The 15,702-nt window shown below is 62.4% G+C and carries 16 protein-coding genes; 14 read left to right on the top strand and 2 right to left on the bottom strand.

The window, feature by feature from the left end; all coding sequences use genetic code 11:
- Window positions 1-95: 95 nt before the first annotated feature.
- The 14 genes from AC6JA3_RS22465 to AC6JA3_RS22400 all read left to right on the top strand — a co-directional run bounded on the left by AC6JA3_RS22465 (window position 96) and on the right by AC6JA3_RS22400 (window position 13,838).
- Window positions 96-533, top strand: coding sequence for a hypothetical protein (locus tag AC6JA3_RS22465; protein WP_497920770.1), 438 nt, complete (start codon window positions 96-98; stop codon window positions 531-533).
- Window positions 533-1,606 (top strand): CHAP domain-containing protein, encoded by a 1,074-nt coding sequence (locus AC6JA3_RS22460; protein ID WP_497920769.1) that lies wholly within the window; start codon window positions 533-535, stop codon window positions 1,604-1,606. The genes AC6JA3_RS22465 and AC6JA3_RS22460 overlap by 1 nt, the downstream gene beginning before the upstream one ends.
- Window positions 1,603-2,115, top strand: a complete 513-nt coding sequence (locus AC6JA3_RS22455) for a hypothetical protein (RefSeq protein ID WP_497920768.1) — start codon at window positions 1,603-1,605, stop codon at window positions 2,113-2,115. The genes AC6JA3_RS22460 and AC6JA3_RS22455 overlap by 4 nt, the downstream gene beginning before the upstream one ends.
- A 45-nt stretch (window positions 2,116-2,160) precedes the next feature.
- Entirely contained in the window at window positions 2,161-3,684 is a 1,524-nt protein-coding gene (locus AC6JA3_RS22450; RefSeq protein WP_497920767.1) for a MinD/ParA family ATP-binding protein, read from the top strand.
- 33 nt (window positions 3,685-3,717) lie between these two features.
- Window positions 3,718-4,326: a DUF6668 family protein gene (locus AC6JA3_RS22445; protein WP_497920766.1), complete on the top strand. Its 609-nt coding sequence runs from the start codon at window positions 3,718-3,720 to the stop codon at window positions 4,324-4,326.
- A gap of 11 nt (window positions 4,327-4,337) precedes the next feature.
- Entirely contained in the window at window positions 4,338-4,607 is a 270-nt protein-coding gene (locus tag AC6JA3_RS22440) for a hypothetical protein (RefSeq protein WP_011777317.1), read from the top strand.
- A gap of 27 nt (window positions 4,608-4,634) precedes the next feature.
- The gene (locus AC6JA3_RS22435) at window positions 4,635-5,375 is read left to right on the top strand and encodes a DUF8175 domain-containg protein (RefSeq protein WP_497920765.1); all 741 of its coding nucleotides are present in this window, start codon (window positions 4,635-4,637) and stop codon (window positions 5,373-5,375) included.
- A 1-nt stretch (window position 5,376) separates the two neighbouring features.
- Window positions 5,377-6,702 (top strand): TrbL/VirB6 family protein, encoded by a 1,326-nt coding sequence (locus AC6JA3_RS22430; RefSeq protein WP_497920764.1) that lies wholly within the window; start codon window positions 5,377-5,379, stop codon window positions 6,700-6,702.
- A complete protein-coding gene (locus tag AC6JA3_RS22425; protein ID WP_497920763.1) occupies window positions 6,689-8,197 on the top strand; it encodes an SCO6880 family protein in 1,509 nt (502 codons plus the stop codon). Before AC6JA3_RS22430 ends, AC6JA3_RS22425 begins: the two co-directional genes overlap by 14 nt.
- Window positions 8,197-9,792, top strand: a complete 1,596-nt coding sequence (locus AC6JA3_RS22420; protein ID WP_497920762.1) for a helicase HerA domain-containing protein — start codon at window positions 8,197-8,199, stop codon at window positions 9,790-9,792. Before AC6JA3_RS22425 ends, AC6JA3_RS22420 begins: the two co-directional genes overlap by 1 nt.
- Window positions 9,789-10,319 (top strand): hypothetical protein, encoded by a 531-nt coding sequence (locus AC6JA3_RS22415; RefSeq protein ID WP_497920761.1) that lies wholly within the window; start codon window positions 9,789-9,791, stop codon window positions 10,317-10,319. Before AC6JA3_RS22420 ends, AC6JA3_RS22415 begins: the two co-directional genes overlap by 4 nt.
- A complete protein-coding gene (locus tag AC6JA3_RS22410; protein WP_497920760.1) occupies window positions 10,316-12,088 on the top strand; it encodes a type IV secretory system conjugative DNA transfer family protein in 1,773 nt (590 codons plus the stop codon). The genes AC6JA3_RS22415 and AC6JA3_RS22410 overlap by 4 nt, the downstream gene beginning before the upstream one ends.
- Window positions 12,089-12,097: 9 nt before the next feature.
- Window positions 12,098-12,541 (top strand): DUF4913 domain-containing protein, encoded by a 444-nt coding sequence (locus AC6JA3_RS22405; protein WP_497920759.1) that lies wholly within the window; start codon window positions 12,098-12,100, stop codon window positions 12,539-12,541.
- A gap of 250 nt (window positions 12,542-12,791) precedes the next feature.
- Window positions 12,792-13,838: a PDDEXK nuclease domain-containing protein gene (locus AC6JA3_RS22400; RefSeq protein WP_497920758.1), complete on the top strand. Its 1,047-nt coding sequence runs from the start codon at window positions 12,792-12,794 to the stop codon at window positions 13,836-13,838.
- A 738-nt stretch (window positions 13,839-14,576) separates the two neighbouring features.
- On the opposite strand, the gene AC6JA3_RS22395 is transcribed toward AC6JA3_RS22400, so the two are convergent.
- Window positions 14,577-15,011 carry an HIT family protein gene (locus tag AC6JA3_RS22395; protein WP_497920821.1) on the bottom strand — a complete coding sequence of 145 codons (435 nt, stop codon included), beginning with the start codon at window positions 15,009-15,011 and terminating at the stop codon, window positions 14,577-14,579.
- The gene (locus AC6JA3_RS22390) at window positions 15,011-15,496 is read right to left on the bottom strand and encodes a TIR domain-containing protein (protein WP_497920757.1); all 486 of its coding nucleotides are present in this window, start codon (window positions 15,494-15,496) and stop codon (window positions 15,011-15,013) included. Before AC6JA3_RS22390 ends, AC6JA3_RS22395 begins: the two co-directional genes overlap by 1 nt.
- Window positions 15,497-15,702: the final 206 nt, after the last annotated feature.

Below are 15,702 nucleotides of genomic sequence, written 5' to 3'. Positions count from 1 at the left end.
AATGCGGAGACAATGACTCAGTCCATCGATTGGATTTAGTGGATCGTCGGTGGCTTCTGATAGGTATGGAAGCGATGTTCAGGGGGAGGACAGGTATGACTTCGTTGTTACCGTTCGGCACGGAATGGCCGATGCATGGCGAGCTGCGCGAACGAGCGCTGCAGGAGCGTGAGGCATTCCGTTCCTGGATCACCGCACTCGACGTTCCCGACCGACAGTCCCTGGTTTTGAATGAACTTTTGGGGCTGATGGATGAGCGTGAGTTCGTTGAAGGCCGCGCCGCCTGTGTGACCTACGAGGCAGAGCTTGCCCGACGCACCGGGCTGGGCAAAGCCCTTCAAGATGTCCTGGCCGAGTTGAGGAACGCCGGATTACTCACGACCCACCCAGCGGCAGATGTCTTCTCAAATGGTCGCCCCGGGGTCGTTCTCCGCGTTCGCCGCCCGGACATTGTGCTTACCGTTGAGGCCGCCGGCTCTTTGCGGATTCAAGACTCCTGGGCCGGCCGTGCCCGCTCCCGGGGCCGGTCCTAATGCAGCGTAAATCGCTGGGTCTAGTAGCCCTTATTGCGATCCCCAGTCTGTTCTTTGGGCTGATCTTCTCTTTCGTCCTGCTGCTGGCTCCGGCGAAACCTGCTGCGGCTGACTGCGGCCCGGTGTCCGTGGTCGTGGACGGCAGCACGAAGGTTGATGGGTATTCCGCGGAGCAGTTGAAAAACGCGGCCGCTGTCATGGGGGCCGGTAAAGCGCTGAACCTCTCCGTGAAGGGTCAGACCATCAGCATCATGGTGGCCCTGGGGGAGTCAGGTCTGCGCGTGCTGGACTACGGTGACGGTCCCGGCCCGGACTCCCGTGGTTTGTTCCAGCAGCGGGACAACGGCGCGTGGGGTTCCTACACGGACCGCATGGACCCGACCATCAGTGCCACGAACTTCATCAAGGCGCTACAGGCCGTCCCGGGCTGGGAACTGTTGGAGCCGACCATTGCCGGGAACAAGGTCCAGCGCAACGCCGACCCTTACCACTACCAGAAGTACTGGCCCGAAGCGGTCAAGATCGTCCAGGCGCTCTCGGACGGCAAGTTCTCGGTCGAAGGCGGCGACTGCGGGATCCCGGGGAAGTCCGGGGCGGGGGACGACTACCCATGGAAAGACTCTCCCACCTGGATGCAGGTCGGGACAGGCTCAGCCGCATCACCTTTGGGCATGTTCTACCGCGAATGCGTGGACTTCGCCCTCTGGCGGGTCAACCAGCAGATGGGTTCGACCAGCGCACCGTTCAAGTTCCTCAACGGCAACTTCCGACCGGACGGCCAAGGCCTCGGCTCGGCCCTCACGTGGAAGGCCAGCTGGGACGCCAAAGGCTGGCCCTCCGGCAAGACGCCCCGCGTCGGTGCAGTCGTTTGGTACTCACCGGGCACCGGGGGAGCGGACCCGCAATACGGCCACGTGGCCGTGGTCAAGGAAGTCAAAGACGACGGGACCTACGTCGAAGAGGGCTACAACGGCAAGCCGCCACCGGATGACCACAACTACTACACCCGCACCGTCAAAAGCAGTGTCCCGTCCGCGTTCCTGTACCTGCCCAACCAAGAGGAGAAGAAGTGAAAAAGCCACTGGCCCTCATCGCAGCAGCAGCCCTGCTGTGCGCCGGATGCGCACCGGCCTCGAACACCACACCGGCACCAGCACAGACAACGGCCACCCCCTCTGCCCCGGTCTCCCTGAGCGTCGACAGCGGCCCGCAGGCACCGGGCGGGACCGTCCCCGCCACTATTGGCATCGCCTGGGATCAGGTCAGCAAGGATCAGGCCGTGGACGTCGCGCAGAAGGCAATGGCCGACTTCGCCCGCCCCAAGGCCGAGGAACAACAGTGGGCCAACGACCTGGCCCGCTGGCTTACCCCGCAGGCCACCGCCGGCTACTCGGCAGTGGACCCGGCCAACGTCCCCGCCAACCGCGTCACCGGCCCGGCCAAGCTGACCGTCGATGAATCCAACGGCTACGGCGTCACAGCCGCTGTCCCGACCGACGCCGGGACCTACACGCTGCAGCTGCTCCGCACGGGCAAGGACGCTCCATGGAAGGTCAACCGACTGACACCACCGACGTCCTGAACGCTGGCCCTCTCTTCACCTCACACACGTAAAGGAAGAAAGTTCATGAGTACTGCATCAGCCGAGGTCCTGGCCTTCCCAAGCATCAAGGCCATCGTCCGCGACAACGGCACCGCCGAAGTCGTCGTTGCCGGTAACTCCCGAGTCGTCCCCGACGGGGACTCCCTGCAGGACCTCCGCAACAACGCCCTCGCACTCGTCGTGGCCGAAGCACAGACGCTGAAACGCCCGGTGCGGGTCCAGATCGAGGATCCCGAAGGGCACGGTGAGCTGATCGTGCACCCGGATAACAAGATCGAATCCGTCTCCTACGAGCCTCGCCCGGCCCGCCGCCGTGCTCAGGCCCCGAAGACCACGCCGGCGACCGTGGCCCCGGCCGTCATTGACACCGTGCCCGTAGCGGCTCCGGAACCTAGCCCTGCTCCCGCGCAGCCCGTGAGCCTCGAAGCTACGGCAGCGGGAGTGGATCGCCAGCCGTGGCCGCCGACTCCGGTGGGACCAGAAGCAGAAACGGACCTCCCCGCTGCGGCCGAGGCCGCAGGCTCGAACGGGCAGCGGATCACCGACGCGGAAACACCCCAGGCAGCTGCAGCCGTGCCGGAGGCTCCACAGACCCGGCGGAGCTTCAAGGAAACTTCGTTCCTGGTCAGCGCCCCGGTGCTGGAACCTGCCACCCAGGGCTGGCGTGGAGCACTCACCCGGCTCGGGTTCCGTATGGACCCCTCACCGGAAGAGCTAGCTGAACGGGAAGATATCCGCACCGTGAGCCAGCACTGGCCCGGACCCCGGACCATCGCCGTGGTCAACCGCAAGGGCGGGGCCAACAAGACCCCCACCGTGGTCATGCTCTCGGCCATTCTTGCCCGCTACAGCGGCGCGGCCACCGTCGCCTGGGACAACAACGAATCTCAGGGCACGCTGGGCTGGCGCACAGAAAAGGGCGCACATAACCGCAGCGTTCTGGACCTCATTGATTCCTCCACGGAACTGCTCTCACCGTCTACGAACGCGGCAGAGATCGCCAAGTTCGTGCATCACCAAACGGCCGACAAGTTCGATGTGCTGCGCTCGGATGAGAACGAAGAAGGCGACCACGAGGTCACCGCTGAGGAAGTCGATATCGCACACCAGGTCCTGACCCGCTATTACCGGCTGGTGGTCATGGATTCCGGTAACACCGCCCGGGCCGCGAACTGGCGTCGGATGATCGACCACACTAACCAGCTCGTCGTTCCCGTGACCGCTATCGAGGACCGTGCCGAAGCCGCGAGGCTGACGTTGCAGACGCTCGATTCCCGTGGTGGCCACGACGCTGAACTAGCACGCAACGCCGTCGTCATCGTCTCCGAGTCCACCGATGCCAAGCGCAGCATGACCGGGGACGCCCTCAAGCGGGCAAAGGCGGAAGCCCAGCGGATCGCTGACGGGTTCGAGCCGTACGTCCGGGCCGTCGTCCGCATTCCCTACGACCCTGCGCTGGTCAACGGCCCCATCCGTTACGAAGCCCTCCAGCCCGCAACCCAGCGGGCATGGCTGGCCGCAGCGGCCGCCGTCGCCAAAGGCTTCTAACCCATCCACACGGAACTGAAGAAAGGAGGAAGCATGCAACTGTCACTGAACCCCTGGATCACCACCCCTGACGAGAACATCGACGAAAAAACACCTGACGTGCACGTCCCGCCGGCTGCCATGATCAACACTCCGCTCAAAGGCATGGTCGAACCCGACACCGCAGATCGTATGGCAAGCCGCACCATGTCCGGTACCGCAGCGTTGTGGGTTGTCGGCAGCCACGGCGGAGCCGGTGAAAGCCGCACCGCTGACCTGCTGAATGGGGCACGCCCCACCGGGCACTTCTGGCCCGTCCCGCGGGACGGGTCCAAACCCCACGTGCTGCTGGTCTGCCGCTCAGACATGCACGGCCTCACCACAGCCCAAAACGCCCTGACCCAATGGGCATCCGGCGCCGCCCCCGCTGTGGAGCTGATCGGCCTCGCCGTCCTCGCGGACGCACCAGGAAAGGCTCCCAGAGCGCTCCGCGACTTCACGGTCATCGTCGGCGGGGGAGCACCCCGCCTCTGGACCCTTCCCTGGGTCGAAGCGTGGCGGCACGGAGACTCCACCACCACACCAACAGCCCGTGAATACCAACGATTCATCACCGACGTAACCACCTTGGTTACCAAAACCAACCCAAGCACCAACCATTGAAAGGTCACACCATGAACTCGATCACTGCAATCACCACCAGCACCATCCCGAACCCGACACCGGTCGTTCCAGCAGAAGCCGGCGGCCTGCTCACCGTCCTGAACTGGGCCTCCGGTATAGGCCTCGTCCTCGGCGTTCTCGGCGTCATCATCGTTGGCATCACCATGGTCATCCAGCTCCAACGCGGCGAAGGCGGCCAGTCCCTGGCCAAGCTCGGCTGGGTCCTGCTCGGCTGCATCATCATCACCGGTGCCGCAGGCATCGTCCGCGCCTTCGTCTAAGCAACACCAACAACGGGAGGTTCACCCTTGAGCCAGTCAACAGAGAACACCACGGAAAGCAATCCGTTCACCAAACCCGGTTTCATCATTGCCGCCTCGCTGGTGGTCGCACTCATCGCAGCAGCAGTCGTCGTCTTCCTACTCCCCAAAGGACAAGGAAACGCCCAACCAGCACCGGCAGGACCGAGCAGCTCCGCCTCAGCCAAGCCCAGCACGCCAGCTGCGGCAGGCAAGAGTGTCTGCGGGCTCCCTGCCGGGAAGGAAACAGCCCTTGGTGCCGCGCCGAAGTCTAAGTGGGAACTGGTGGGAACCATGGCCGTTCCGACCGATCCATCAACGGCTGGGCCCGGCAAGGTGGATAAAGACGGCCTGAGGTCGTGCTTTGCCCAATCACCTACCGGTGCCCTCTACGCAACGGCGAACATCTGGGCCGCTTCGTTCAACGGCTCCGCAAAACAGGTCTATCTGGATCTTGCTGCCGACAGTCCAACTCGGGACAAAGCGGTAAAGGCCATCAATGAAGGCAAAGACGTCGGCGGTGGAAGCTCACCAAAGCTCCAAATCGCCGGGTTCGTCATGCACTCATACACGCCAACAGCAGCAGTCGTGGAGTTGGCTTTCAAGACCACCGATGGCGGATACGGCGCTCTCTCAACCTCACTGCTCTGGGAGGACGGCGACTGGAAACTGGACATGCCGGCTGCTGGCGGCGGAACGGTCCGACAGATAAGTGACTTGAGTGCATTCATCCCTTGGGCTGGGGTCTGACATGGCGTGCGAAATATGGGACTTAGCATGCCAGGCCAAGGAAGGTGCCGGTGAAGTTGTTGCTGGGATAACAGATGACGCCATCAACAACCTCGCCAAAGCCATCATGGAGGGCATGAGCCAGATGGTGACAACTCTGTCTACCTTCTGGGTCTCAACTCCGACGGTGAACCTAACTAGCCAAGACGGTTCGACGGCAAGCCCTGTTGTTTCCATGGTCAACAGCGAATTGATGCCGTGGACCCTCGCACTTGCAGTCCTCGCCGTCATTCTTGGTGGCATTCGCCTGATTTGGGAACAGCGCGGGGCTCCGCTTAAGGACCTACTCCGGTCGCTGCTGACGCTGACGCTGGTGTCCGGCCTTGGTTTGGGCGTCATTTCTATTCTGGTGATTGCCGCTGATGCCTTCTCCGTAGCCGTCATCGACCGTTCCACTAACGGGCAGGGATTCGCCGAATCCCTGAAGATCCTGGTGATGACGAACCAGACCGGCGTCGGAGTCTTCATTCTGATCGTCCTTGGGCTGATTGGGTTGATCGCATCTCTCGTCCAAGTCGTGCTCATGGTGGTACGCAGCGGCATGCTGGTCATCCTTGCGGGCCTTTTGCCCACCACGGCCGCGTTCACTAACACCGAGATGGGTAGGCAGTGGTTCCAGAAAGCAGTGGGTTGGACCATAGCTTTCATCCTCTACAAACCAGCCGCCGCCATTGTCTACTCTGTGGCGTTCCTGCTCATGGGAAACGGCGACGGCAAAAACACGCTGATTCAATCCATCACGGGGTTCACGCTGATGGTGGTGGCGTTATTCGCGCTGCCTGCTCTGATGCGTTTCGTGACTCCGATGGTCGGTGCCGTGGCCTCGGGCGGTGGTGCTGGGGCCGGTGCGGCTGTTGGGGCCATTGCCACCGGTGCTGTTTCACTGGGCCGTGGCGGGAGCGGCAGAGGCAACGCCTCACCCACCCCCGCATCCTCAATAAACACCCAGAGTACTCAGAGCACTCAGGGCGGCAGTTCGCCAAAGGGCAGCGATGGGACATCCGGCCCCCGTGGTGGAGGCGGTCAACCAACACCGGGTGCCACGGGTCCGGGTGGAGCCGCTGGCACGGCTGCAGCAGCCAAGGCCGGAACAGCGGGTACCGCTGGAACCGCAGGGTCGGCTGCTGGTGCCGGTGCAGGAACGGCCGCATCCAGCGGGAGAGCAGCGGCAGCTGGCCCCGTGGGTGTGGCTGTAGCAACAGGAGCAAAGGTGGCGTCCAAAACGTCACACGCAATCGAAAAGACAGCGCACGATTCAACCGGGGAGGGCCCCAGTGGCAGCAATTAGCACCGAATACAAAGAACCGTCCTACGGCAACTGGCGCGTTCCCCGCTCAGCGGGGCTGGCAAACCTCGGCGCGATCGGCACCGCGATCGTCTTTGCCGGCCTGTTGCTGGGCATTGTGAGCTTCGCTATTTGGGGCCTGTTCGTCGGCCTGGGCGTTCTTGCCTTTGCCGGTGTCAGCGCTCTGCTGCTGACAGTCAAGGACAAGCATGGCCAGTCCGTTGTTGACCGCGCCGGAACTCGTTTGGCCTTCAAGGTCTCCAAATCGTCTGGGACGAACCTGTACCGCTCCGGGCCGCTCGGAGTGACCGAGTGGGGCATGTACCAGCTCCCCGGCCTGGCAGCTAAGTCGACCCTGTACGAGTTCACTGACTCCTACAAGCGCCCGTTCGCGATGTTGCATGTGCCCGCCACGAGCCACTTCACGGTCATCTTCTCGACCGAACCCGATGGGGCGTCCTTGGTGGACCCTGAGCAGGTCGATGCGTGGGTCGCTAACTGGGGTGGCTGGCTCGCCGGGCTGGCCGATGAGGCCGGGCTGGACGCCGCAGCCGTGACGGTCGAGACCGCCCCGGATTCGGGGTACCGGCTCCGGAACGAAGTACTGATGAACATTGACCCGGACGCGCCCGAGTTCGCCCGGGAAATGCTCAACGAGGTCGTGGAAACGTACCCTGAAGGATCGGCCACTGTCCGCGCCTGGGTGTCGTTGACGTTTAACTCCGCGATCCGTGCAGGTGCCAAGAAGCGGACGCCGGAAGATGTTGCCCGCGAGATGGCGTCCCGTATCCCGGGCCTGTCGGCACGGTTGCAGTCCACCGGTGCCGGGATCGCCCGGCCCATGTCCGCCCAGGAACTGTGCGAGGTTGTGAGGATCGCCTACGATCCTCCGGCTGCGCTGATCATTGATGAAGCCCACGCAGCCGGTTCTCCGGTGTCGTTGAATTGGGGCGAGGTTGGCCCCACAGCGACGCAGGCAAGCTGGGATGACTACCGGCACGATTCCGCGTTCTCCGCGTCCTGGACCATGACCGGTGCACCGCGTGGATCGGTGAACTCCTCGGTCCTGTCCCGGCTGCTGGCCCCGCACGGGGACATTGACCGCAAACGCGTCTCGCTGCTGTACCGGCCGATGGATTCGGCCCGGGCCGCTGCCGTGGTGGAGCGGGACCAGAACAACGCCAACGTCCGCATCACCTCCGGCACCCGCCCCTCAGCCCGGGCGCTGGTCGATGCCCGATCGGCGGCGCAGACCGCCCAGGAAGAAGCCCAAGGTGCCGGGCTGGTGAACTTCGGCATGGTCGTCACCGCCACCGTGACCGACCGGGAACGACTCGCAGACGCTGTAGCGGCCGTGGAGCAGACCTCGGGCACCGCCCGGGTGCTGCTGCGCCGCGCCTACGGCTCGCAGGACACCGCGTTCGCCGCTTCCCTGCCACTGGGTCTGGTGCTGCCCAAGCACAGCATGGTCCCGTCCGAGATTAAGGATGCTCTGTAATGGCCTTCCCGAAACTCTTCACCCGTTCCTCCAAGCACAGCATTTCCCCTGCGAAGGCTGCGCCGAAGAAGGCTGAGAAGCAGCCGCGTGAGGCCGGTCCTGGTGCCCGTGGCTGGCCCGGGCGCGGCGGTGGCATGGCCCAGCTCGTACCTTCCGTGAAGGAGTACCGGGGAACGACGGTTCAGGTCTGTGGTCTGTGGCCGTTCTCCTCCGGTGCGTCCTCGCCCATGATCGGTGTCCCGCTGGGACGCCACGAGGAAACCCAGGCCACGGTCTGCTGCGACCCGATCAGCTGGTTCCAGCGCGCACGCCTGATTTCCAACCCCTCGGCGTTCATCCTGGGCAAGCCCGGGCTGGGAAAGTCCACGGTCGTGCGGCGGATGTTCATCGGACTCTCCGCCCAAGGTGTTCACCCGTTGATCCTTGGTGACCTCAAGGGAGAGCACGTCAAAGCCGTGAGGGCCCTCGGTGGGCAGGTCATCCGGCTCGGCCGTGGCGTCGGGTATCTGAACATCCTTGACCCGGGCCAGGCTGTTGAAGCCGCGCAGCTCCTTGAAGACAACGGCCACCCCGAGGACGCGGCCCGGGTCCGTGCCGACGCGCACGGCCGCCGCCTGACCACGGTCGTCTCCCTCATTACGATTAGCCGGAACAACCCGCCCACCGATCAGGAACAGACGATCCTGGACCGTGCGCTGCGGGTCCTCGATGACCGTTTCGACGGTGTGCCGGTGTTGAAGGACCTCCTCGACGTCATCGTTTCCGCACCTGACGAGCTGCGCCAGGTCGCCTTGGATCGTGGCGACATGAAGATCTACCTGCAGGAAACCCGGGCGTTGGAGGCAACCCTGCTCGGCTTGACCGGTGGCGGAAAGCTCGGAGAGATCTTCTCCCGCCAGACCAGCCAGCCCATGGTCCGTGACCGGGCCGTGGTCTTCGACGTCTCCAGCATTGACGAGACAGAAACGGACCTGCAGGCCGCCATCCTGCTCGCGTGCTGGTCCTACGGCTTCGGCACGGTCAACGTCGCTAACGCCCTCGCCGACGCAGGGTTGGAACCGCGACGGAACTACTTAGTGGTCCTGGACGAGCTGTGGCGGGCGCTGCGCGCCGGTAAAGGCATGGTCGACCGTGTGGACGCCCTGACCCGGTTGAACCGCTCCGTGGGCGTCGGACAGATCATGATCTCCCACACCATGTCCGACCTGCTGGCCCTGCCGGCAGAAGAGGACCGGATGAAAGCCCGCGGCTTCGTCGAACGCTCCGGCATGGTGATCTGCAGCGGCCTCCCCGCCTCCGAGATGCCGCTGCTGACTTCCGCTATTCCGTTGTCCCGGCAGGAGCAGCAGAAACTCATCGGCTGGCAGGACCCGCCCGCGTGGGACTCACGCGGCGTCGACGTCGAACCTCCGGGCCGGGGAAAATTCCTCATCAAAGTCGGTGGCCGTCCCGGGATCCCCGTCCAAGTCGGCCTCACCTCGTTGGAGAAAGGCCCCGAAGGCGTCAACGATACCGACGGCAAATGGCACGCAGCCCAGGAAACCCTGCTCGAGACGGCAGCCCCGGCCCTACCCACCCAAGAAGGAACGTCATGAGAGCCCCAACCCCAAACGAATGGTGGTACGGCAGCGTCACCACTGTGATCTTTTTAAGTGCTGTGGCTCTTAGCGTCGGCATGAACATCATTGCTGATCCGTCGGTCTACGAGAGCCAGCTCGGCTGGTTCTATTTTTGGGTGGGTCTGGGCTTGATATCCGCCGCCGTAGCCGTCGTGATCTACCTCGTAAAGCGAACTCGAAACCACGAAATCACTTGGTCCAGAAACGGGATTTCGATACTTAGCGTCTACGCCACAGCCATTGCCTTCAACTTTCCTCCTTCCTGGAAAACAGGATGGGAGGCCGTTCCCCTGTGGAGCACACTGATCGGCTGGATCTTCATAGTGCTGTCGCTTGCAACGCTTGTACCAATCTGGAAGGGCGAAGCCGCCGCCGAGGCGGAGAGGACACAGCTACTACGGGAGAAGCAGGAGTCTGACAACGCAGCAAAGAACAGGAAGGCCACGGTCGGGGACGGAGATGTTCTCTCGAATGGCCGTAAAGGGAAAGGTGGCAAGAAATGAGCGCGCCAAACCGTAAAGGGATCGGCCTGGGTGATGCCTTGCTGGTCTGGCTGGCCATCGGTTTCATCGTCGTCTTCGGCGGCGGAACCTACGCCGCCCTGCACCTAGGTTCGGCGATGGCAGGCATCGCCGCCCCGCCAGCCCATCCGATTGATCTGATCGCCGGACTGGCCAAGGGCCGTGTACGGTGGCCCACCGAAGCTACAGTCGTCGCCTGCCTCATGGCCGCCGTGGTTCTGGCTCTGACCGTTGTCGTCCTGGTGGCCTGGAGGAAGGGTGCCTCAAAGCGTGCCCGCGTCGATAAGGCCGCCCGCTATCTCGGACGGGGTAAGTCGCTGGCTGCGTTCTCCGAGAAGGGAGCGAAAGCGACCGCCGAGCGCCTGGGCGTCACTGACACTCCCGGCATCGTGGTGGGCAAGGTCGTCTCCACTGGGCAGAAGTTCATTCAGTCCTGGGAAGACCTGTCCCTCGACATCTGGGGGCCCCGTACCGGTAAATCGACCTCACGGGTCATGCCCGCCATCCTGGACGCACCAGGCGCCGTGGTGTCGACGTCGAACAAGCGCGACGTCGTGGACGGCACACGTGGTGTCCGCGAGACCATCGCTCCGGTGTGGGTGTTCGATCCGCAGAAGATCGCGCAGGAAGAACCGGGCTGGTGGTGGAACCCGCTCTCCTACGTCACCGACGAAGAGAAGGCCTACAAACTCACCCAACACTTCTCCGTCGGTTCCCGCGTCCCCGGGTCCAAGCCCGATGCCTACTTCGATCCCAAGGCCGAGGACATTCTGTCCTCCTATTTCCTCGCGGCCGCACTCGAGGATCTGCCCATCACGCAGGTCTACATCTGGGTAACGGAGCAGGTCAGTCAGGAACCTATTGAGATCCTTCGCGAGCATGATTATGAGCTGCAGTACAAAGGCCTTGAATCGACGTTGAAGCTGGCTGATAAGCAGCGCGACGGTATCTTCGGCACGGCCGAAAAGATGATCCAATGCCTCAAGAGCCGGAACACGCTGCGCTGGGTCGCTCCGACCGGTGGGGCCACGGTGACCACCGACGCCCGCCGCCAGTTCAACCCGCACGCCTTCGCTGCCTCTCGGGAGACGATCTACATTCTCTCCAAGGAAGGTGCCGGCTCGGCAGCGCCGCTCACCACTGCCCTGACTGTGGCCATTGCCGAAGCCATGGAAGAACGAGCCGAGCGCAGCGGCGGCCGCCTGCCCAAGCCCGCAGTGTTCGCTCTCGATGAGTTGGCCAACGTGGTCCGCTGGGCGGGACTGCCGGACCAGTTCAGCCACTACGGCTCCAAGGGCTTGATCGTCATGGGCATCCTGCAGTCCTGGTCCCAGGGGGTCGAGCTGTGGGGAGAGGCGAACATGCGCAAAATCTGGTCAGCGGCGAACGTCAAGGTCTACGGCGGCGGCGTGGCAGAAGCAGGCTTCCTCCGCGAGCTCATGGACCTGATCGGGGACTACAGCTACATCAACGTCTCCACCTCCTCCGGCAAGTCCGGGTCCAGTCGCTCCCGCCAAGAGAGCAAGGAACGCATCTTCGACGTCTCCAACCTGGCCGAGCTGGACCGTGGCCGCGCCGTCGTCCTCGCCTCAGGCGCACCCGCCACCCTCGTCCGCACCATGCCCTGGTACACCGGACCCCACAAGGAAACGGTCGAAGCCTCCATCAAAAAGTACAGCCCACGCTCCGAAGAACCGGCTCTACCGGTTCCAGCTGCTGCGCCGGCGGTCAATCCCTGGGTTACGAACTAGGAGTCTGCGATGACAGCCGAAGTTGGACTATTCGCCACTGCCACCGTGGTCGGTGATTCAGGGGTCCCTGGCGAGGGACAAACAGAAGAGCCGAAAGCACCGGAGTTGGTGTACAGGTCGGCCGAAGAGTTCCTGCACGAGCACTTGCTCCCCACCTACGTGCGGGACGTAGATGGTCGGGCCGCGAAGTGGTGCATCGAGTGGTACTTCCACCCCGAGGCCGTCTCCCGCGTCGAAGCGCTGTGGCGGGCCTGGGAAAACCTCCGACTCGACGGGGCCACCGGAATGAGCGTCTGGTGGAGAGACCACGCAGACCACCACATGCGCGTCCTCCTGGACCCGCGGGGGCCCTTTCACAAATGCGACATGCAAAAACACCGCGACCCCGAACATCTGGAACCCAAGAAAGCACCCGCAGGCTGGTTCCCCGATGTGAGAGGGATGCGGCCGTAGGCTCCCGGCAGCGAATGTACGCGGTAGCAGGGCGAATCGACCACGCACTGGTTCAGGCTCAATAGTGCAACACGCTGTTGCACTACTGGCTGTTCATCCGGGGGGGCCTCACAAAGGGCACAATCCGATCCCAAAACAGCTTCCGGTTGAGATGATGCCCCCAATTGCGCCACAGCCTGTGGCGCAATTATCCGTACACCGTCTGGACAACTGAATCCCTGGTTAAGTGGCGGCCATTAGGGTTGAGGGTATGACTGACTCGCGCTCCTTGGCCCTGCCGTCAGGGTATTCCGATTTCTTGGCCTCGCTCAAGGAACGGGTCCGGACCGCGCGTTTGACCGCCCTGCGAACTGTCAACACTCAGCTGATCGAGTTGTATTGGTCGATTGGCAAGGCTGTCTTGGCCCGTCAGGAGGTCGAGGAATGGGGAAGCGGGGTTATGGGGCGTCTGGCCGAAGACCTTCGGGCCGAGTTTCCCGAGATGAAGGGACTGTCTCGATCCAACCTCTTCTACATGCGGGGATTCGCCGCGGCCTGGCCGGACCCAATTGTCCAACAGGCTGTTGGACAATTGCCGTGGGGCCACATCACAGTGCTGTTGGACAAGTTGGACCACCGGCGTGAGCGGGACTGGTACGCCGGGGCGGCAGCGGAACATGGATGGTCCCGCAACGTCCTGCTGAACATGATCATGAACCGGACCTTGGAGAGGACTGGCGCGGCGCCGTCGAACTTTGTCCAACGGCTTGTTGGACAGGATTCCGAGCTGGCCCAGCAAGTCGCCAAGGACCCCTACAATTTCGAATTTCTAGGCCTGTCGGGGGAAGTTGCCGAACGTGATCTTGAACTGGCGCTGACCAGCAGGATCACAGAAACCCTGCGGGAGCTGGGCCCTGGGTTTTCGTTCGTTGGCCGGCAGGTGCACTTCGATGTTGACGGCGATGACTACTACGTTGACATGCTGTTCTTTCACATGGACCAGAACCGGTATGTGGTCATCGAGCTCAAAACAGGAAAGTTCCAGCCCGAGCATGCCGGCAAGCTGAACTTCTATGTCGCTCTTGTCGATGACATGCTCCGCCGTGAGCACCATAACGAAACCATCGGCATCCTTATCTGTGGCACCAAGAACGACCGCAGCGTCCGGTACAGCCTCGGCCGCTCAACCTCACCCATGGCCGTCGCCGCCTATACCTACGACAAACTGCCAGCAGACGAAAAAGCCGCCCTTCCTAACGAAGGACACGTTGTCGCCGCGCTCGAATGGGCAGAAGCAAGCACAGAATCCGAAGACTGAACGACGCCGGCTGCGCTAGTCATTGACTAGAACTCACTCGCAAGAAGCTTGAGTCCTGCGAGTCCTCCCGAATTCCTCACTAACCTCAGCTCGCCACAGTTGAAAGAGGATTTTCGAACGGCCGAACGCCGATAAGCGCCCATATGTCGCGCTGCAACCAGATCCGTCGTCTTCAACACGTCAGACGCTTCCGGTTCCTCGTAAAATTGGTCAACCACCTGTACCGAGGCTTGCCTAGGCGGTACTACTAAGTGACCAGGGCATAAGCGAAAACGCCCGCACCGAGCATCAGCAGGCTCCCATAAAATGGCGCTACCGACCAAGACGCCCAGATGCGCCAACCTGGAACCCAGCGTCTGGCCATGCCAATTGCACCTGCAAACTTCCCTCGGGCCGCATCCTCGGGGAGGGGAACCTGAGCATCAGCCGGATTGAGTGAGTAAAGGGGAATTCTGCCGTCCCCCTGGGCAACAGCGTTGTAAAGCGTCCGGTAAGCCCGCTCCTGCCTCAGGTAATTAGCGTCTATGTAGGCGAACACTACAACCGCGAATACTCCGAGGAGGCCGACGGACCCAGAGTGCTGTGTCAACGAAAAGCCGTACGCTGCCGTCGCCACGGGCAGCAGCCAGCCTTTAGAACTAGACGATGCAGCGGACATCCGAGTAACCACTGCTTGGATTAAATCAAGGTGTTTCCTGAGATCCTCGCGGGTCGGAGAATCATATGTCGGCCCCTGGGTCATCCTTGCTCCAAGCTGCGCATTTCGGTCTTCAGCCTGCCCCAGACATCGTCCTTCTGTTCCTCGGTGTAGTGGGTCTCAGGCGGCCATATCCGTCCTACGGCATCTCCCGTCCAACGAGGCACCAGATGGATGTGCAAATGCGGAACAGTTTGGGTCGCGGCCGCGCCGTTGGACTGAATGATGTTTAGCCCTTCAGGCGCCACAGCTTGGCGTATCGCAGTGGCGAGACGCACGGAGGTGATGCCTAGATGCGCTGCTACCTCCTCCGGCAGGTTCCAGATATCAGGAACGTGAACTCGAGGGATGAGGAGTGTATGCCCCAGTGTTGCTGGTTCAAGTGGGAAAAATGCAACAGCTTTGCCGTCCCGGTACACCTCGCGGGCGTCGGGATCCTCATTCTCGGCTATCTCGCAGAAGGGGCATTGCGCCATCACCACCAGCGAACGACTCCTTGGGTGGACCAGTGCTCGAGGTTCCGAACGAGGTTGTTGTAGGTCGCCTTCGAATCGATTCGCCGCTGCCAATCCAAAACCGTAGGGTCGAAAATTGGAACACCCGAAACCCCTGCTGCCCCCGCGAAGGGGTCGGCGCCCGGTTTATCGACGGTCCCCATAGACGAGAGCCCATGTATACGAACTCCAAGTAGCGGACGTTTGGCTTGCCAGGCCTTCTCAATCTCGTAAGTAACCCAGGGACGCTCAGCCGTCTCCTGGCCGATCAAGACCACTACGGCCTTCTTCCACTTCATCTGCTCGTCGATCCAGTTCTTGATCGCCTGCTGACCTCGCCTGCGGACCTCTTCCCAGGCCTGTGAGTTGAGCAGCGACTGCCCCTCTAGCGCATTGATGTTTCGGACAAGCTGGACCCTATGAACGTCTCGCTCGTAATGGAAAGAATAGAATACGGTCTTAGCCAAAGCTCGGTTCCCCAATCAGATGTGTTCCAAATATCAACCGAACGAAGCGGTCACTTGAGCACTATATATTGTAGTGTTACCGAATCCCAGCCCCAATATATAGTGTTACACCGTTGTTATTAGATTGGTCCTTTGCTTGCATGGCAGGTACGGGGAGGGGAACCGTAAGTGGCAGGTTAGCCCCTAAGGCGTCCGGTCAAACCTGT

The sequence above is a fragment of the Arthrobacter sp. TmtSoilC79 genome (assembly GCF_059739405.1).
The sequence above is the reverse complement of the archived record's forward strand: the minus strand, read 5'-3'. Positions and strand labels throughout refer to the sequence as shown.